We start from the raw sequence: 20454 nt of genomic DNA, 5'->3' as shown, positions 1-20454 counted from the left end.
TTGATTTTTCTGTGCTACGTTAATAAGGAGGGGTGATGGAATGGAACAATCTTTTTTTCGAGAATTACTACATTATCAGCGTCCAAAGGATAATCCTTTTCGACTAGTGTTTGCTGGCTTGGTTATGTTCAGCATTCTTTTTTTGGGCTATATCAATCATCAATTATTGATTTCAAGCTTTGGCTCGTTAGGTATTTTTACTTTTTTATATTATCAGCCGCTACCATTAAAACAGTTAATGACTCGTTTATCTGTGGTCGGTAGTTACCTTTTTTTAGGAAATTTGTTAGGCATGTTATCGACCCATATTGCATGGCTTATTCCCATTGTTGTTGCACTGGTCGGTTTTGGTGGCCGCTTTTTCTTTGAAGTCTACGATATTTCAAAACCAGGGGCCTTCTTTGGTGTGATGGTGACAGCGATGGGTGCCAGTACGAGTATTCCGTTAGCAAAAATTCCGTTCATGAGTGGCTGTATGTTATTAGGTATTGGCTTTTCTATTTTGTTTGCACTAGTGTTGCATTTTACAGAGAAGGAAATCAGTGCCCCGCTAGCTAAGCGATCATTACGGGAACGAATTTATCGGCATCCAGAAGCGCCATTAGATAGCATATATTATAGCTTTGTCTTATTTTTTGCTGTATATATCAGCGAAAGTTTACATTTACAGAATCCGTATTGGTTAGTCGTTTCCTGTGCATCCATTTTACAAGGAGACAATTTACGTGCGATTAAGCAGCGAAATATTCAGCGAATTTTTGGCACAACAATTGGTTTGGTTATTTCCGCTTTTCTGCTTAATTTAGCTTTGACAACTTTTGAATCGATTGTCGTGATTACAATCTTATTTGTGACCGTTGAGTATTTTATTCGTCGTAATTATGGATTGGCACAATTTTTCACAACGCCTATGGCTCTGATGCTTTCATTGCTCGTTCGTCAGCAGTACGTGATAACGTTGATTCAATTCCGCTTTTTAGGGATTGTTTTAGGCAGCTTGTTAGGCTTAGCAGCAGCGTGGCTATTTACCGTTGTAGTAACGTTTTATGAACGAAAATATCACTTGAACGAGTGACCAAAGAATAGATGACCAGTAATTAAAAAAGAACATTTGGTAGGTAAGCGGATGGTGCTTCTCTACCAAAATTTTTTTCGGAAACATTGTGAAAAATGTACGTTTAATACAGATAGGCTCTTTTAAAGTTTGTGAACGTATGATACTATTAAACGGTCATAAAGAAGGAGGCTATATTTATGATTGAACTGATTGCAACTGCAGAATCTGTTGAGCAGGCTGTAGAATTACTCGCAACAGGTGTGGATACATTATATATTGGAGAAGAAACATTCGGGTTGCGTTTGCCCGTATCTTTTACACGAGATGAACAACGCGAGATTGTGAAACGTGCACATGAAATGGGCAAACAAGTGCTAGTTGCAGTAAATGGCATTATGCACCCTGAAAAAATGAAATTAGTCCCAGAGTATCTGACATTTTTAAAAGAAATCAACGTCGATAAAATTACTTTGGGTGATCCAGGTATTGTGTTTATTATGCAGCGAGATGGATTAGAAATTCCTTACGTTTATGATGGCGAAACCTTGGTAACGAGCTCACGTCAAATCAATTTTTGGAGTAAACGAGGAGCCATCGGAGCTGTCCTAGCTCGGGAAGTACCTTTTGAAGAAATGGTAGCAATGGAAGAAAACTTAGCAGTTCCAGCTGAAATTCTTGTCTATGGGGCGACGTGTATTCATCAATCGAAACGCCCATTAATTCAAAATTACTACAATTACACAAAGAACGACAAAGGGGTTACGAAAGACGAAGGGCTGTTTATTTCTGAACCCAAAAAACCAGAAACCCACTATTCCATTTATGAAGATAGTCATGGTACGCATATTTTTGCCAATAACGATGTGAACTTGATGAATGAGTTAACAAACTTGTATGACCATCACTATCGTACATGGAAGCTCGATGGCCTTTACACGCCAGGTGAAAATTTTGTCGCGATTGCTCGCTTATTTGCTGAAGCGAAAGCAGCACTTGAAACGGGAACTTGGTCAGAAGATCAAGCAGCTCATGCAACAGCTGAAATTGAAAAATTACATCCAACAGGTCGTGGCTTAGACAATGGTTTCTTTGATTTAAGTGCCGATGCAATAAAATAAATTGATTCATTTAAGGGGAAGAAGAACATGAAAGTAATGACAGAACGAACATTGAAGCGTCCCGAGGTGTTGGCTCCAGCCGGGACGCTAGAAAAACTAAAAGTCGCAATTCGTTACGGTGCCGATGCCGTTTATATCGGAGGGAATGCCTACGGTCTGCGTAGCCGCGCAGGAAATTTCACGCCAGAAGAAATGGCGGAAGGCGTAGCCTTTGCCCGCGAACATAATGCGAAAGTTTATGTCGCTGCCAATATGGTCACTCATGAAGGAAACCAGGAAGGGGCAGGAGCGTTTTTCAGAGAATTGCGAGACATCGGAATTTCAGCTGTGATTGTTTCCGATCCAGCTTTAATCGAAATTTGTGCGACAGAAGCACCAGGTTTACCTATCCATTTATCGACACAAGCTTCAGCAACCAACTATGAAACATTAGAATTTTGGAAAAATGAAGGCTTAGAACGTGTGGTATTAGCGCGCGAAGTTTCAATGGAGGAAGTTGCAGCGATTCGTGAAAATACGGACATTGAGATTGAAGCCTTTATTCATGGAGCAATGTGTATTTCATATTCAGGACGTTGTACTTTGTCCAATCATATGTCGATGCGGGATGCCAATCGTGGCGGTTGTTCTCAATCTTGTCGCTGGAAATATGAGTTATTTGATATGCCTTTTGGGACAGAACGTCGGAGCAAAACCAGTGAAGGGGAAGTTGAAGAAGAGTTTTCAATGAGCGCCGTAGATATGTCTATGATTGAACATATTCCAGAATTAATTGAAAATGGTGTCGATAGTTTTAAAATTGAAGGCCGCATGAAATCCATTCACTATGTTTCGACAGTCGCTAATGTGTATAAAAAAGCCGTCGATTCTTACATGGAAGACCCTGAAAACTATGTCTGCCAACAAGAGTGGATTGATGAATTATGGAAAGTAGCACAACGTGAATTAGCAACTGGTTTTTATTACAATACACCAAGTGAAAATGAACAATTATTCGGCGAACGTCGTAAAATTCCACAATATAAATTTGTTGGCGAAGTGATTGCGTACAACGAAAAGACGCAAGTCGCGACAATTCGTCAACGGAACCTTTTCAGTGTCGGCGATGAAATTGAATTTTATGGTCCCGGGTTTACCCATTTCCACCAAACCGTTAAAGAGATGTATAATGAAGACGGTGAAGCGATCGATCGGGCACCTAATCCCATGATGTTATTAACAATGGAAGTGACGCAACCTGTTGCAGTCGGCGATATGATTCGTAAGAAAAAATAAACCAGCCAAAAGGAGGAGTAAATATGAGTGTCCGCGTGAATGATTTATTAAAATTACCGTCTTTGCGAGAAGCAACGGTACTTTCTGGTAAAAACCAATTGGACACATCTGTTGCTTCTCTTTCTTTTTTAGAAGTCTCTGATATGTCTTTGTTTTCGGAAAAACTTCACAAAACAAATGAATACCATGCTGGCGAAATTTTGATTGGTTCATTTTGTGCCATTCGTCATGATGTGGTGAAGCAATGTGAAACGATTCGGCATCTCCATGAATTAGGCGAAGTAGGCCTAATCTTGTACTACGTTGGGATTATCGTACCGAAAGTTGCAGAGGAAGTGATTCAATTAGCGGATTCTTTAGGTTTTATTTTAATCCAAATGCCTAAAAATGATCCCACATTACGCTACAACGAAGTCATTTATGAAGTCATGAAATTGTTAGTCAATAAAAATAAAATGGCTTCTTTTGCAACGGACCTCTTGGAAAAAGTTTCCCTTTTGCCTGAACAAAACCGCAGTGTGGAAATGACCTTGAAAATCCTATCCGATTTTTTAAAAGTCAACATTGCGTTAACCACATATACCAATGAAATCATCAGCACCATCAATTGGCCGCGAAGCACGAAATTACCCTTAACCAAGTTACTTTATCAATCACAAGAGAAAGTAGCGCTGGGAGAAACGACCTACTTCATTACCTCGCAAAAACTTCCTCAGAAAGATGGACAAACATTGAAGCTTTACTTCATTCGAGAAGAAGAGCAGTTAACCTCTTTTGAGATGAATCAAGCGGTGGAAGTCGTTCAGATGGCTCTAAATTTATGGGGGAAAAACTATGACGAAGTCAGTGAGTATGCCTTAGTCCAAGCAATCATTAACGACGAAAGTGATAAGATGTACCAATTAGCCAAAAAATTAATGATTGATATTTCTTCTGTCGAAACGATGTGGCTTTTGCCCATTTGGCAACAAGGACAAGAAATCCACGCTATTCAGCAAGATTTGAAAGATTTCCTACGTTACTATTACCAAACAACGATTGTCCAGCAAACAGAAAATTATCTGATTGTTCTCTTAGGTAATTATTTACACAAACAGCCTGAAGCCACGATTAGTAAAGAATACTTGCAAGCCACAGACTATCAGGACTATTTAGGTGAAATCATCCTTTGTCCGAAAGTTCGTAACACGACTGAAGTGCGTGTCAGCTACCAAACCGCTAATCAAGTCGCGCCGTTTTTAAAGCGCGTCTATCCACAAAGAAAAGTGTTATCAATCGCGGAAATTCGTACAGTTCAACAAATGATGACGTGTCTCCAAGCAGGAGAAGAAGCAATCCAACAACGCTTAGCAGTTATCCAACCTCTCTTAAAAGAATCAGAGCAGTTAATGACATTAGGAACGTTTTTACTAGATGCAAGTAGTGATTTTAAAGAATGCGGCGAACGCCTATTTGTTCATAAAAATACGGTCAAATATCGTATCAGTAAAATTAATGAAGCGCTCGGCTATGATATGACCAACGCCGCCGAAGCCTATGAAGTCTATTTGGCGATGATCTTATATCGCTTGGTCACGAATGAATGAAAAAAGCAGACAGAGGTCGGGACAGAAGTGTTTAACTCCGAGAACCAAGTAGGTACTGTTTAACATCTATTTGCTTTGCAAATAGTGTTTCTCAGCAATAAGAAGGAATTTCCGAAAATTGTCATAAAACACAACGAGGAACGAGTTGATGTTGCATGATACCTACCCGGTGTTCTTTAATTTTTGGAGAATTTCGGCTTATTTCCGAAGGAGTTGCTTCTGTTTCCGCCGTTTATCAATTTTTAAGCCTGGGACAAAAATCCAAAGTGATTTTTGTCCCAGGTTCTTGTCTCTTTTTTATTTTTAGCCAAAACTTCCTTGATATTTTTTTCAATTTGAAAAAGACCTATGACTGATTTTTCGTTATAATTGAAAAAATAATTAAGGAGGAATGAGAATGAAATTAAAAAACGAGCAACAACAATCGTGGCTTAGCTTAGCATTTGTTTGGGCGGGCGCAATGATTAGCGTGCCAGGATTAATTATTGGAGGAACGTTAGTTGCAGGCATGCCTTTATGGGAAGCTTTGTTAACAGGATTTATTGGTTATGGTATTATTGTTATTTTAATGATTTTACAAGGAATTCAAAGTTCCGACTTACAAGAACCTTCTGTCAAAGTCGCTTCTCAAGTGTTTGGCATTCAAGGTTCGCAAAAGATTATTTCCATTATTCTAGCGATTGCTTGCTTAGGTTGGTTTGGTTTGCAAGCCAATGTCAGCGGCGGCGCCTTCACGAACTTTTTAAAAATTTACGGCATTGATTTACCTGTGTCGCTTTCTTCCTTAATCTGGGGAATTATTATGCTTATTTCGGCTCTTTATGGCATAAAAATATTGAAAATTCTGAATTATTTTGCGGTTCCTGTGTTAGTTCTGGTTTGTCTTTATGGCTTGGTGGCTTCGTTAAGAAACAACGGTTGGGCGGCTGTTAGTCAATATACCCCTCAAACAGCAGGAAGCTTTATGTCGGGTCTTTCAATGACTGTCGGTTCTTTTGCATTAGGCGCAGTAATTGCTGGAGATTACTCTCAATATGTTTCTTCTCGTAAAGATGTGGTCAAAGCGGCCACCTTAGGGATTTTACCGACAGGCTTGTTGATGATTGGCGTTGGTGCGGTCTTGACCATTGCTTCGAACACCGCAGATATCACGGAAGTTTTTATGAATCTCGGTTTTCCAGTTTTAGGAATTATTGCGCTGATTTTAGCAACTTGGACCACGAATGCCGTGAATGCTTTTTCTGGCGGACTGGCCTTGATTAATGTCTTTGATATTCCAAAAGAAAAAGAAAAAGTCGCTGTCGGTGCGGCCGGCGCCATTGGGACCTTATTAGCAGTTGTGGGGATTTTAAATTACTTTACGCCGATTATGTCCGTCCTTTCTGCGATGGTTCCACCAGTGGCTGGTGTAATGATTGCTGCCTATTGGTTGATTAACAAAGGCGATCGAACCAAATGGCAGCCAACGCCTGGCGTGAATAAATTAGGTGTTTTTTCATGGCTAATTGGTGCTGCAGTGGGGGGCATTCCGGTGATTATGAGTTTCTTTCCCAATGCCCCTCAATTGCCTAACCAACCGCTAATTGGCATTGTTTTATCGTTTGTTATTTATTATTTCGGTGCAAAACGTCAACAGACGAACACCGAATCATTAGAAATGGAATGAAGAAGAGGAGTGTCGGAGAATGCGTTATTTAGATGCAGAAGCAATTGAGAATATAGCTACAGGAGCAGCTTTTTTAGGGACAGGAGGTGGCGGTGATCCCTATATTGGTAAAATGATGGCTTTGTCCGCCATCGAAGAAAACGGACCTGTCAAACTGGTTTCTCCAGAAGAAATTGCCGCGGAGGATTTTTTCCTACCAGCCGCAATGATGGGTGCCCCATCTGTCGCAATTGAAAAATTTCCCAAAGGCGACGAATTCGTCCGTGTCTTTGAGAAGTTAGGAAAATATTTAGACCAAGAAACGATTGCGGGGACCTTTCCAATGGAAGCTGGGGGCGTCAATTCAATGATTCCAATTGTTGTTGCAGCGAAGCTAGGCATTCCCTTGGTGGATTGTGATGGTATGGGTCGGGCCTTTCCAGAATTGCCTATGGTAACGTTCCATTTGAATGGGATGTCAGCGACCCCTATGGCAATTACCGATGAAAAAGGAAATATTGGCATTATGGAAACGATTGATAATACTTGGACAGAACGTCTTGCTCGTGTTCAAACGGTTGAAATGGGCGCCAGTGCTTTAGTGAGCATTTATCCCGCGACAGGCAAACAATTACAAGACTATGGTATTCACAACATCGTGACATTATCAGAAGAAATTGGCAAAGTGATTCGAGGTACCTATGCAGATGAACAAGAAAAACGCCAAGCATTAGTAGAAGTTACGGATGGCTTTGAATTGTTCCAAGGAAAAATTTTAGATGTGGAACGAGAAGTAAAAGGTGGCTTCAATTTGGGACGTGTCAAATTGAGTGGCTTAAACAGTGATGTTGGTTCAGAAGCAGTCGTCCATTTTCAAAATGAAAATTTAATTGCCGAGAAAGATGGTCAGGTAATTGCGATGACGCCTGATTTGATTTGTATGGTAGATTTAGAAACTTTAACGCCTGTGACAACAGAAAGCTTGAAATACGGCAAACGTGTCCAAGTAATGGGCTTGAAAGCGAATGCCGCTTGGCGAACGAAAAAAGGTATCGAAACAGTGGGTCCTCGGTATTTCGGCTACGAAATGGATTATCAACCACTAGAAAACTTAGTAGCGAAGGAGGACAAATAAATGTATAAAATCGGTATCGATGTCGGCGGCACAAATACAGATGCTGTTATTTTAGATCATCAATTAAACTTGATTCATTCAGTGAAAGTTCCAACAACCGATGATATTCAAACAGGGATTGCCGGTGCCTTAAATAAAGTCTTGGCAGAATCAGCAGTGGACCCAACTAAAGTCACACATGCAATGTTGGGCACGACCCAATGTACGAATGCCATTGTTGAGCGAAAAAAATTAGCAAAAGTTGGGGTCCTTCGTTTGGGCTATCCAGCAACCGCTTCGGTCTTGCCTTACACAGCTTGGTCCAAGGATTTAGTGGCCACTCTTTCAGAAACGTATGCTTTAGCACATGGCGGCTACGAATATGATGGACAACCATTGACTGCACTGGACGAAGAAGAATTACGTGGGATTTTGGCCTCTTGGCGAGGAGAAGTAGAGGCAATCGCAGTAATTGGCGTTTTTTCTTCTTTAAAAAATGACCAAGAATTGTTTGTTCAAGCACTTGCGAAAGAAGTGTTAGGGGCAGATGTTCCTGTATCTTGCTCCTCAATGATTGGGTCTGTCGGTTTAATCGAACGGGAAAATGCGACAATTTTGAATGCTGCGTTGCACAAAGTAATTAAAGTGACCAGCGAAGGCTTTGAACAAGCCTTAGAACAAGAAAAAATTCATCACGCCCAAGTGTACTTATGTCAAAATGATGGTACGTTAATGTCGTTAACTTATGCCAAACAGTTTCCTATTTTAACCATTGCTTGTGGACCAACCAATAGTATTCGTGGCGCTTCATACTTAGCTGGCTTGAAAGATGCGGTTGTTTTAGATGTTGGTGGCACAACGTCAGACATTGGCGTGTTAGTGGATGGCTTTCCAAGAGAATCTTCACTGGCCGTTGATGTTGGCGGAGTACGGACCAATTTTAGAATGCCAGATATCGTGTCAATCGGTGTCGGCGGCGGCAGTCTAGTGCGTGAACAACCAGATGGTTCTGTGACAGTTGGCCCCGATAGTGTCGGCTACCGTATTACACAAGAGGCCCTTGTTTTTGGCGGCACACAATTAACGACCACTGATATTGCGGTTCGCTTAGGTCATGCCCAAGTCGGTGATCCTAGCAAAGTGGCTCATTTAGACCAAGCGTTTGCGGAAAAAGTGTACCAAAAAATTGGCGAATTAGTCAGTGAAGCGATTGATCGCATGAAAACCAGTTCCGCAGACGTGACGGTCGTTTTAGTTGGTGGTGGGAGTATTATCATCCCCGAAGAATTGACAGGCGTTAAAGCGCTAATCCGCAACGAAAACGGAGCAGTGGCGAATGCCATCGGTGCCTCTATCGCTCAGATTAGCGGACAATACGAACAAATTTATGTCTATTCAAAAATCCAACGAGACGCGGCGTTGACTGATGCCCAAGAAAAAGCCGTCCAACAAGCTGAACTTGCGGGTGCAGTCCCTGGCACAATCGAGTTAGTCGAGGTGGAAGAAACACCACTCGCCTATCATCCAGAAAATGCAACCCGCTTACGAGTAAAAGTGGTTGGGAATATGTACTAAAAGAAAGGGAATCCTCTGGCATATGAGGGTTTCCTTTTTGTGCTATAGTAAAAGAAAAAGAAGGAGGAATAACTATGGCTAAATTATTCGCCTACCAAATTGGTCAAAACCCTCGTATTCAAACGGACCTTTTGGTAGATCCTCAGCTGTTTGAAGATGAGCATGGCTGTATGGGTGCAGTGGGCTTCGGGTTAGCAGATTGTGTTCAAACCGGAATGTTTACAGATATTGAAGTGATAAAACGGTATCTTCACGAAGCAACCTACGTTTTTATTAATGGTGACTTTGACCGACTAAGTTATTTAGAAATTGGGATTGCACTTTCCTTAGGCAAAACACTTTACGTCATTACAATGAACCCAAACGTAACCAAAGAAGATTTAGGAATTCCCTTCGACAATGCTACGATTGAATTCCTTTCCCCCAGCGCTTTTATGGAACGAATCCATAAAACAGAAGCAGCAGAAAACTAAACAAAAGTAAGTAATACGACTGTCTTTTTTTGCTATTTTTTGCGATAATAAAGGAGAAAGTTCAAATTGAAAGGGAGCCAGAATAAATGAAAACCTATGATTATATTGTTATTGGTGGCGGTAGTGGCGGGATTGCTTCTGCTAACCGCGCAGGAATGCACGGAGCTAACGTCCTTTTAATTGAGGGCAACGAAATTGGTGGGACCTGTGTCAACGTTGGTTGTGTGCCTAAAAAAGTCATGTGGCAAGCCAGCAGCATGATGGAAATGATGGAAAGAGATACAGCAGGCTACGGGTTTGATGTTGAAATCAAAAATTTTAGCTTTAAACAATTAGTTGAAAATCGTGAAAAATATATCGACTTCTTACATGGTGCGTATAATCGTGGTTTAGACAGTAACAACATTGAACGTATCCATGGTTACGCTACGTTTACTGGGGAGCAAACAATTGAAGTCAATGGGACAGAATATACGGCGCCGCACATTTTAATCGCGACAGGTGGTCGTCCGAAAAAACTAGGTATTCCAGGAGAAGAATATGCCTTAGATTCAAACGGCTTCTTTGCATTAGAAGAAATGCCAAAACGTGTGGTCTTTGTCGGTGCAGGTTACATCGCAGCCGAATTAGCAGGAACCTTACATGGCTTAGGCGCAGAAACACATTGGGCCTTCCGTCATGAACGACCATTACGAAGCTTTGATGACATGCTTTCTGAAAAAGTCGTAGAACGCTATCAAGAAATGGGCATGCAAATTCATCCGAATGCAACACCAGCTAAAATTGAAAAAACGGCGCAGAATGAGTACGTTATTACATTTGAAAATGGTGAATCAATTACGACAGATGCCGTGATTTTCGGGACAGGCCGTCAGCCGAACACGGATCAATTAGGCTTAGAAAATACGAAAGTAGCTCTTGATGAAAAAGGCTACGTCAAAGTAGATAAATTCCAAAATACCACGCAAAATGGCATCTACGCAGTCGGCGATGTCATTGGGAAAATCGACTTAACGCCAGTCGCGATTGCCGCTGGTCGGCGCCTGTCTGAACGCTTATTTAACGGACAAACCGATTTATATTTGGATTATAACTTGGTACCAACGGTGGTCTTTACCCATCCACCAGTTGCGACAATTGGCTTGACGGAAAAAGCAGCGCTTGAAGAATATGGTGAAGACCAAGTGAAAATCTATCGCTCTAGCTTTACACCAATGTATTTTGCTTTAGGAGAATACCGTCAAAAATGCGACATGAAATTAATTTGTGTCGGTAAAGAAGAAAAAATTGTCGGTTTGCATGGCATCGGCATCGGTGTTGACGAAATGCTACAAGGCTTTGCAGTCGCTATTAAAATGGGCGCGACCAAAGCAGATTTTGATAATACTGTTGCGATTCATCCAACAGGCTCAGAAGAATTTGTAACAATGCGATAAAAGGCGAATAAACCCCAAAAAAGAGCGTTGCATCAGCAACGCTCTTTTTTGAATACACGAGTTATATTATTTGATTCGTAAAAAGTAATTTTTTATATCATACCAATAACCACTTTTCCATCTTTTAACTACTGACTTTTCCAAGAAATATGCTATGATTAAAAAAATCAGCAAAACAGAGGGTAGGGAGTTAGAGGATGGATAAAATTAGAATTAACAACTTGAAATTTTTCACAAAAAATGGTGTTTTGGCAGAAGAAAAACGTCTAGGACAGCAAGTAGAAATCGACCTTGAAATGCAGTTGTCGCTAGCCGAGGCAGGGCGAACAGATGATGTCACCCAAACCGTCAATTATGCCGAAGTGAATGAATTGATTACCCAACGAGTAAACAATCACTCGTACGATTTAATCGAAGGTTTAGCGAGTGCTATTTTAGATGATATTTCCGCAGATTATCAAGAACAATTGAACAAAATTATCATTAAAATTAGAAAATATAGTGTGCCCATGCCCGGTCTTTTTGACAATATTGAAATTGAAATGGAGCGAGAAGTATAGATGATTGGCTATGTAGCATTAGGTAGTAACGTCGGCGATCCGTACGAAAATTTAGTGAAAGCCCGCAATTATTTAAACGAAGACCCGCAGATTCAGGTCGTGGCTTCTTCAAAACTTTATGAAACGGATCCTTACGGCTATACAGACCAAGATGATTTTTTGAACGCCGTATTGAAAATTGATACTAGCTATACCGCTGAAGAGTTATTGGCTGTTACCCAAGGGATTGAGCAAGTAATGAAACGTAAAAAATTAATTCACTGGGGTCCGCGGATTATTGATATTGATATTTTATTATTAGGGGAACAGTCAGTCACGTTGCCCCACTTACAAGTTCCTCATCAAGAATTAACAAAACGGTCATTTGTTTTGATTCCCTTAAGTGATGTTTACGCAGAGGAACAACTATTGGGCACGCCAATAGCTACGTGGATTCAGCGCAGTGGCAATCAAGAAGAAGTGCGAGTAAGCGAAAAGGAATGGTAGAGATGGAGCAGGAAAAACAAGCGCAAATTGAGCAGGCAGTTACCACAATCTTAGAAGCAGTGGGGGAAGATACTCAACGATCAGGACTCATTGATACCCCCAAACGTGTAGCTAAAATGTATGCAGAAGTTTTTAGTGGCTTAACCGAACCTGAATTTGACGATTATAAATTATTTGATAGCTTAAATGAAGGCGAAATGGTTCTAGTAAAAGATATTGCCTTTTATTCAATGTGTGAACACCATTTATTGCCATTTTATGGAAAAGTACATGTCGCTTATCTGCCAGAAGGTGGCAAAGTATTGGGACTAAGCAAGTTACCAAGATTAGTAGAACATTGTGCCAAACGTCCCACAGTTCAAGAAGATTTAACAGTGACAATTGCCCGCAAACTCCAAGAAAATATTCCCGTCAAAGGCATTGCAGTAGCCATTGAAGCGGAACATATGTGTATGACGATGCGCGGCGTGAAAACACCACAAAGTAGCACCAAAACATTTCAATTTACCGGACTATTTAAAGAACAAGAGTGGAAAAATCAATTTTTAATGGAGATACGTTAGAAAATGGAAATCATTGTTGGCACGAATAACCAAGGTAAGTTAAAAGAAATGCAATCAGGACTTAAGGACCCCGCTATTCAACTTGTCTCTTATCGAAAGTATACAACCAGTCAAGAACAACCTGCAGAAACTGGCACTACGTATGCTGAAAATGCTTATCTAAAAGCTCGCTTTTTCCAACAATTAATTGGCCGCCCAGTGTTAGGTGATGATGGCGGCTTAACGTTAACTGCTTTTCCTGATTTATTAGGTATTCATACAAGCCGCTTTTTCCATTCAGCCAATCCGGAAGAACAGAACCGCGAACTGTTGCACTTATTTGAAGGGCAACAGTCGACCCGAGAGTTAACCTTATCAGCCACGTTGGTCTATGTACTCGATGACGACAAACTGTTGCAAACGGAAGCCACTTTGACTGGTGAATTAGTTGAACCGCGCGGTACAGGTGGTTATGGCTTTGATCCGATTATTTATTTACCGGACCGGGGCAAAACCTTAGCGGAGTTGTCCACGAGTGAACGAATGAAGATAAGTCCTAGAATGCGGGCTTTACGAAAGATGATTCAGCAGATAAAGGAGCAATGTGACAATGATTGATTTAAAAAAGAATTACCAAATTATGGGGATTGTCAACACGACCCCCGACTCTTTTTCTGATGGCGGTAGCTACACAACGGTCGACGTGGCCTATCAACATGCGCTTCATCTACTAGAAGCGCATGTTGATATTTTAGACATTGGCGGCCAATCCACACGTCCTGGCTACGAAGAAGTTTCTCCACAAGTTGAGGCAGACCGAGTATTACCATTAATAAAAAAAATACGTGAGACTTCTCTAGCGCCGATTTCTGTGGATACCTACTATCCCGAAGTAGCAGAAGCCGCGATCCAAGCTGGCGCCACAATGATTAATGACATCAAAGGATTAGACACTCCAGGAATGGCAGAAGTCCTCGCACAATATCCTGAAATCCAAGTTGTGATTATGCATTCCAGAAAACACCAATCCCTTTCTTTAAAAGAAGAGTTACACCAATTTTATACAGAAAAAATTGAACAATGCCAAAAATATGGGCTTTCCTTAGAAAAAATTTGTTTCGATCCAGGGATTGGCTTTCATAAAACTGTCGCAGAAAACCTTCAACTGTTAAAAGATCCTAACGCCTTTCGCTACCAAGATTATCCGTTACTGTACGGCGTTTCTCGCAAACGAACTATTGGCGCTTTAACGAACGAACCAGAACCAGCCAACCGTGATTTTGGCTCAGCCGCTGCTTCCTTGTATGCAGCACAACAAGGCGTAGAAATTTTACGTGTTCATAATGTCCAAGGCTTAAAACAAACATTTGATGTCTGGCGAGCATTGTCGGAGAAGGAGTAAGGGCAGAGCAATAAACTAAACAGACCGACCATCTTTTTTTGATGGTCGGTCTGTTTAGTCTATTGCTAAAATCAGTAATAAAAAATAAACCTGTCATAACTTTTACCGAAGGTTGATTATAATTAAAGATGACGTCTTAAACGTTCGCAACCTAATAAACGGCAGAAACAGAACCAACGCCTTCGGAACTAATTGGTTCTGTCCTGACCTCTTCATGTTTATCGTGTTTATTATGCTAAGTTGAAACGGGAAAGTCGATTGTTAAATAAGCTTTCGTTTTTTAGGTATTTTTAAGAAATATTTTAGAGTAGATACAGCATAGAAATTCTATTACAATTGTCTTTGGATCTTCAAATAATATCAATTGTTATTTAATATTTATTTTATTTTTTACAAGTAAAAGTAAGGAGGTTGTAATCTCAATTGAAAAAACATAACTATTTATTGATTTTATTGTGGATAGTTGGAGGGATCTTTTTAGGAGTTGAAAAAGTAGAGGCTGCTCCTAGACCATTAACAGAACTGGGCTATTTCCATTGGGCAAATCAATCGATTACACCAGCGGCAAACACATTTATTATGCATTACGGCGAAAATACATCCGTCGAACCAATTGAAGGCGAAGTGTATTCAAACTACATGGCAGTTAGTCGAACGACAAATAAAAGTAAAGCATTAGTAAAAAATGTGGGGTTCTATGAAGGAAAAGCAGTTAATTTATTAGTTACATTACAACGGAATAAAAGTAATTTGGATGGAGGATCAATTAGTTTTACTGAAAGCTATTTTTTAGGAATTACGATTAAAGGCGAAATGCTGGTTACCTATGATTTTGTTGATAATTATGGTCAGCCCTTAACGATAAAAACAGCGTTTAATTACTATGGGTTAAATTCAAACAAATATGTTGGCTATAAAAACCCTGGAACGATAATTGATGCCTTATATGCGGAAAATCCTACACATATTCTTTACGATACGTGGGATGGCGGAGACGATGATTATTGGTTATATCTAAAAAACGTTACTGCAGGGGTACCTTGGCGGGACCCTCGCCAGCGTTTTGAAATGACGACCAAAAGTATTTCTACTGTTACGTTTGTAGTCCACAACAATGACACAACGCCGTCATCCATTGTTTACTTTACGGATTTTTTGGCAAAACCAGAATTTCCACCAGCCTACGCAATGGATACTTATTTTGAAAATGCAGAGACGGCTGTTTGTTTAAATGTGCAACAGACCATTCCCAATATTGATCAGTGGACAAAACCTAGTCAAATGGTTGTAAACGTTAACCTGAACCAAGTAAATCAAACAAAGCAATATCAATTTGACAAAGTCTTAGTTACAGACTTTAAAGGAGAAGATTTAACGGATTTATTTACTAGCCAAACAGATGGTGAAAATGTCCAAATTATGACAGAAAATCTGTCAGATAGTCGTCTCTACGATACCGTATTACAATATAAAGTTTACTTGAAATGGCAAGGGACTCAAAATCCAGTCGATACGGCGCTCATTTCAAGTGGAAAATTAGTCTTGCCGTTTAGTGCAAGAACTCTTTTAGATGGAGAAAATTTAGAGGAAACGACTGCTACATCCAGTGTGAATTATGTGGGGAAAGCAACGGCTGTGTTTTTAAATGAACAAGATAATGCTATTCATGAACCAGTCACAAAAGAAGGGATTTTAACCACGCCTTTTGACTTGTCTAATCAGTATCCCGAAATAGCTGGCTATGAACCAATTAAGACCCAACAAGATCAAGGAATGTTTCTTCCAGAGGAGCAAACAATTATTCATCGTTATCGTGAAAAGAAGTTATTACAATTCAAATTGATGGATGAAGAAAATCCGCTATTGGTCTCACGTTTTACAAATCAGCGAGAAGTTACTTTTTCATTTTCCCATGATCCATCAACCAATATAACTCTAATAGCGAAGTGTGGCACGGAAGAAAAAGAATTAAAAAAATATGTAGATGCGCCAGAATCGGTTGTTGATAAAGTTACGTATACTTTTCCTGAACATTGGTTGAATCGAGAGGTTTTCTTTTATATAAAAGATGAGAACAATCAAGAGTCAGAAAAAGACAGTCGGACTCTTCAAAAAGAAGCTGGGCCCAAGCTCATTTTACCTGATACAATCAATTTTGGTGTGAATGAAATTCCCGCAACAGAGACAATGATTTCTTCTATTACAAATAAAGAAATCCGCATTGAAGATACAAGCAAACTTGATAAAAGTCGGTGGACAATTAAAGTAAAAGAAGAACAACCGTTAAAGAACGAAAACGGTGAGTTACTCGACAAAAGAATAAGTTATGGTGAGAAGAATCAGCGTGTTCTAATTAATGCAGATAGCCAACCTATTTTGCAAGGAAGCGGCAACGCTACCGCTAATTTGACCAAACAACTTCAGTTGACGATTTTTCCTTCTGATCCAGTCGGAAGGTATAGTGGAGTATTGCGATGGTCTCTGGAAGATGCGCCAGAATAAAACCTTTGTTTAATAAGAAAAAAGTGTCCAAAGATCTATTAATAGATCTTTGGACACTTTTTTATAGATCTCTCTGGGGCTTCTACTTTTTTAAAGAGAGCGCCTTCTAACAAAGTGCAAATGTGTTATACTACACAAGTAGGAAGTTTATGACGGTGGCAATTTCTCAAAAAAAGGAGGACTGCCAATGTTTTTGCTTGTTTGCTCTTTCCCTAGAAAGGAATAGCAGTGACTGTCTTTGAAGCATTGATGCTTGCGATCGCTTTCGCAACATTAATTGTTAAAATCAGTAATAAAAACAACAAAAAATAAACCCGTCATAATCTTTAGCCAGGATTAACGGGTTTATTTCCGTATCAAAATCAAGCTACCGTCTTAAACGGTCTACCCGAGAGCGTATATCTAGTACGCTCTCTTCGTGTTTATTATACCAAGGTATCACCTAAAAAGCTAGCCGCTAAATCCTCAATAGGATCCAGCCGCTTCTTTAATTCTCTCTTGTCAAAATCATTTTGTGTAATTTCATACGAATTTCAGCTTTCTTATATCGAGAACATAACTGAGTGGCTAAGTATTTTGATATTTTTGTTTAATAGATGTTAGCTTTTATAAACAAATAATTTTCTCCTGTTACTCTGGCACCAATATTTTTAATGCCTATACCATTCTTTGATTTACCAGAAACATGGACCCCAATAATTTGGCCATTACTATTAAAAATCGGGCTTCCTGAATTACCGCCAACAGCATCTGTATCATAAGATATATCTAAATCATCAATATCAAGAATGGTTCCTGTATGATACCATTGTTCTCTTGCTTTATCTGCACCATAACCACTGATGAAAGCAGTTTTTCCAACTTCTGTTGCGTCCGTGATAGAAAAAGTAGGTACGAAGTCGCTAATATTTAAGCCAGAGTTATTTGGTTTCGTTTTAATAATGGCGATATCATATTTATCCATTTTACCACTTGAAAAGTATTGCGGATGAATGATTACTGAATCAATTAAAAATTTTCCATAAGGATATGTTGAACCAGTTCTTCCTGGTGCAACAAAAGACTGTGTGCGCTTTTCGTAATCTGTCAAGAAGTTTTCTGCGACATGAGCAGCTGTTAATAAAGTGTTTTTTCCAACCACGAAAGATGTACCTCTAGAAACCATATTATTTTCAATATACATTTGTGTATAGGCAATACTAGAAAAAGGTGTTTTAGTCGTATCCTCCACTTTCAATCGGTCATCATCCCCAATTATCTTTATAATATTTGGCTCGTTACTTTCTTCATTCGCTTGGGCTGTTACTCCCCAAAAAGTAATCACACACATCAAGGATAGTATGGGTAAAGTAAAAAATTTGTATTTCATCGTGTAGAATCCTTCTTTCTATATCATTTGAAGTTTTATTATATATTAATAAAATGAATATAAATATATTATTTTTATGATTCTTGAGAATTGGTATAAATATTTAATAGTGAGCACACTTTATTTTAATCAATCATAATTAAAAAAAGATGTAAGCAAATATCTTTATTTGAATAATACTTTCATATAGAATGTTAAATTGGTTTTAAATAACTTAACAAGGAGAAAGAGATGAAAAAATTTCGTATATTTTTTGCAATGACATTCTTAGCCGTTTCTTTTTTATTCATAAATAGTCCCAGTGTGGAGGCAGCAAGTTATACTAATAACGATGGAGTAATCAATGTGACATTACAAAATGGCCCGAAATTTACACCTGCCAATAGCATGAAATTTAAGTTTGATTTTGACTTATCTGGAGTATCTATTAAGTCTGGGGATACTTTCGAAATTGACTATCCTGAATCTATTGAATATTGGGGAGATCCTAATTTTAATTTTTATGACGAAGAAGGTAATCTATATGGGACAGGCGTGAATAAAGATGGGAAAATAATAATAACTTTTATTGATACTGTGGAAAATAAAACAGATATCAAAGGTTATTTGAATGCCCAATTTAAGCCAACACCAAATAAAATGTCCTTAGGTAAAAATACATTAACATTTGACTCTAAAAATGGGATTATCCCAATTGAAGTTGAACTTGTCGACTCGATAAAAAATATAAGTAAAAAAGGTACTGTCCAGAAAATGCCGAATGGAGAAAACGGCATTCGTTGGACAATAATTATAAATAGAAATAGCCTTTTTATGAACAATATACAGCTAGAGGATATTATTACTGATCCTGCATTAAAATATGTGCCTGGGACACTTAAAGTATCTGAAGGAATCTGGATAGATGATGTTAAGACGTCTTATAAACGTGTTCGAACTATGACGCCTGACGTTGAATACACAGTTTCTGAGGTAGAAAATGGGATGACTCTCCTTATTCCTTCTTCTGAAACAATGTATGTAGTAGATATGTTTACGAGTGTTTCTAACCCTCAACTTCTAAATACTAAAGGTAGTACTTTTTCGAACAATGCGACTCTTAAGTGGGGAGATGAAAATGGTGAAAGCCAATCAGAAAGTGTACAGTCATTGTTAACTATAAAAAATAATGATACTGGAATTGGTGGAAGTACTACCCCAACTACAAATAGTTCTGATTCAACTACAGAAACTTCTAGTAACTCTGAATCCCAAACGGAAGAAACGAAAAATAATGTATCTTCGAGTGATACTATTTCAAGTCAACCTGAAGTGACAGATAATTCAGTAATAGAAACCTCTGAAAGCATGTCAAACTCGACTTTAGATTCGAATGAACACAATGCCTCTTCTACTTCTTCGGATAGTACTTTGGAAAAAGAGTCAAATATTTCAATAGAATCAACGGATAGCCTAACAGGAGATTCGACTACACTGACGACCACAGACAATAAAAATATAGAAACAAATGACACAGAAATTTCTGATTCATCTGCAACAATTACCAGTGACTTCTCCAACCCATTTGAATCCAACAGAGAACAGAATAGTCAGATGAATCGTAAACTTACTAAGACAGCAAAAGATTCTAAACAAAACGCGAAATCTAAAAAAGCGTTCAAAGAGCACCTTCCTCAAACAGGTCAAGTAGAAAATAAAATGTTTATAATAGTGGGTATTGTTGCTTCTATGTTATCGTTTATTATCCTAACAAAATATAATAAATAAACATAAAAAAGAGCGTGGGACAAAAATCCAAAGTGATTTTTGTCCCACGCTTAAAAATTGATCAACGTCGGGAACAGAACCAACATTATGCGTTACTTCAATCTCAATAAATTCTAAGGTGCTTTCTCGACATACGTCTCGTCACAGCCCAGCCTTCAAAAGAGTTACAGCTCTAAGAGTTGCGATGTTTCACTGTGAAGCATGAGAACAAATGAAATTAACGTACCTACTTGGTGAAGGTCCTTCGGAACTTACAAGGATAAAACTGTGACGAGCCTTTGGAGGAGAAAACAATAAACCAAAATTGACTTTCTCACACAAGCGTTAGGCGTATCTTAATCCTTCCAAGTGTTGAGAATCAAGAAGAACTAAGAAAGTGCTCCTGCGGTTACTCGTCGCAGTTCATTCCTTACAATTGCTCCTGCGGTTACTCGTCGCAATTTGTCCTTTGAAAGTGATGGACAAGACCAACTTGGTTCTCGGAGCTAAACAGTTCTGTCCCGACTTCGAAGTCCAAGAGGCCATGTTCGATCTTCCCTTCACTTAC

The 20454-nt window shown here is 39.2% G+C and carries 17 protein-coding genes; 16 read left to right on the top strand and 1 reads right to left on the bottom strand.

Translation table 11 applies throughout. The features are described from left to right. Positions 1-40 precede the first annotated feature (40 nt). From IGK70_RS13165 to IGK70_RS13095, 15 genes are all read left to right on the top strand, one after another. Complete coding sequence (locus IGK70_RS13165) at positions 41-1075, top strand: FUSC family protein (RefSeq protein ID WP_002354721.1); 1035 nt, start codon at positions 41-43, stop codon at positions 1073-1075. Positions 1076-1254: 179 nt separating this feature from the next. Next, on the top strand, positions 1255-2175 hold the full coding sequence (locus IGK70_RS13160; RefSeq protein WP_104855528.1) for a peptidase U32 family protein: 921 nt from the start codon (positions 1255-1257) through the stop codon (positions 2173-2175). Positions 2176-2202: 27 nt separating this feature from the next. After that, the gene (locus IGK70_RS13155) at positions 2203-3450 is read left to right on the top strand and encodes a peptidase U32 family protein (protein WP_002368523.1); all 1248 of its coding nucleotides are present in this window, start codon (positions 2203-2205) and stop codon (positions 3448-3450) included. 23 nt (positions 3451-3473) lie between these two features. Beyond that, entirely contained in the window at positions 3474-5036 is a 1563-nt protein-coding gene (locus IGK70_RS13150) for a PucR family transcriptional regulator (protein WP_002354724.1), read from the top strand. Positions 5037-5427: 391 nt separating this feature from the next. After that, the gene (locus IGK70_RS13145) at positions 5428-6702 is read left to right on the top strand and encodes a cytosine permease (RefSeq protein ID WP_002381011.1); all 1275 of its coding nucleotides are present in this window, start codon (positions 5428-5430) and stop codon (positions 6700-6702) included. A gap of 19 nt (positions 6703-6721) precedes the next feature. Then, positions 6722-7816 (top strand): DUF917 domain-containing protein, encoded by a 1095-nt coding sequence (locus tag IGK70_RS13140; RefSeq protein WP_002408411.1) that lies wholly within the window; start codon positions 6722-6724, stop codon positions 7814-7816. Further along, positions 7817-9370 carry a hydantoinase/oxoprolinase N-terminal domain-containing protein gene (locus tag IGK70_RS13135; RefSeq protein ID WP_104855529.1) on the top strand — a complete coding sequence of 518 codons (1554 nt, stop codon included), beginning with the start codon at positions 7817-7819 and terminating at the stop codon, positions 9368-9370. Positions 9371-9444: 74 nt separating this feature from the next. Beyond that, a complete protein-coding gene (locus IGK70_RS13130; protein WP_002411275.1) occupies positions 9445-9843 on the top strand; it encodes a hypothetical protein in 399 nt (132 codons plus the stop codon). A gap of 86 nt (positions 9844-9929) precedes the next feature. Continuing rightward, positions 9930-11279 carry a glutathione-disulfide reductase gene (gene gor, locus IGK70_RS13125; protein WP_002354732.1) on the top strand — a complete coding sequence of 450 codons (1350 nt, stop codon included), beginning with the start codon at positions 9930-9932 and terminating at the stop codon, positions 11277-11279. A gap of 197 nt (positions 11280-11476) precedes the next feature. After that, positions 11477-11839, top strand: a complete 363-nt coding sequence (folB, locus tag IGK70_RS13120; protein ID WP_104855530.1) for a dihydroneopterin aldolase — start codon at positions 11477-11479, stop codon at positions 11837-11839. Continuing rightward, positions 11840-12325 (top strand): 2-amino-4-hydroxy-6-hydroxymethyldihydropteridine diphosphokinase, encoded by a 486-nt coding sequence (folK, locus tag IGK70_RS13115; RefSeq protein WP_104855531.1) that lies wholly within the window; start codon positions 11840-11842, stop codon positions 12323-12325. Then, the gene (gene folE / locus IGK70_RS13110; RefSeq protein ID WP_002381007.1) at positions 12319-12888 is read left to right on the top strand and encodes a GTP cyclohydrolase I FolE; all 570 of its coding nucleotides are present in this window, start codon (positions 12319-12321) and stop codon (positions 12886-12888) included. Before folK ends, folE begins: the two co-directional genes overlap by 7 nt. Before the next feature lie 3 nt (positions 12889-12891). Further along, on the top strand, positions 12892-13485 hold the full coding sequence (locus IGK70_RS13105) for a non-canonical purine NTP pyrophosphatase (RefSeq protein WP_002354736.1): 594 nt from the start codon (positions 12892-12894) through the stop codon (positions 13483-13485). Beyond that, the gene (gene folP, locus IGK70_RS13100) at positions 13478-14269 is read left to right on the top strand and encodes a dihydropteroate synthase (protein ID WP_104855532.1); all 792 of its coding nucleotides are present in this window, start codon (positions 13478-13480) and stop codon (positions 14267-14269) included. Before IGK70_RS13105 ends, folP begins: the two co-directional genes overlap by 8 nt. Before the next feature lie 453 nt (positions 14270-14722). Continuing rightward, complete coding sequence (locus IGK70_RS13095) at positions 14723-16771, top strand: hypothetical protein (protein WP_438775332.1); 2049 nt, start codon at positions 14723-14725, stop codon at positions 16769-16771. A gap of 589 nt (positions 16772-17360) precedes the next feature. Here the strand turns inward: IGK70_RS13095 and IGK70_RS13090 are convergent. Then, entirely contained in the window at positions 17361-18095 is a 735-nt protein-coding gene (locus IGK70_RS13090; RefSeq protein WP_202550955.1) for a trypsin-like serine protease, read from the bottom strand. A gap of 276 nt (positions 18096-18371) precedes the next feature. Between IGK70_RS13090 and IGK70_RS13085 the strand changes: the two genes are divergently transcribed. Beyond that, positions 18372-19907, top strand: coding sequence for an Ig-like domain-containing protein (locus IGK70_RS13085; RefSeq protein WP_101008638.1), 1536 nt, complete (start codon positions 18372-18374; stop codon positions 19905-19907). Positions 19908-20454 lie beyond the last annotated feature (547 nt).

The organism is Enterococcus sp. DIV0358, assembly GCF_051713465.1.
GTDB lineage: Bacteria > Bacillota > Bacilli > Lactobacillales > Enterococcaceae > Enterococcus > Enterococcus faecalis.
This window is presented reverse-complemented; position numbering and strand designations above follow the sequence as displayed.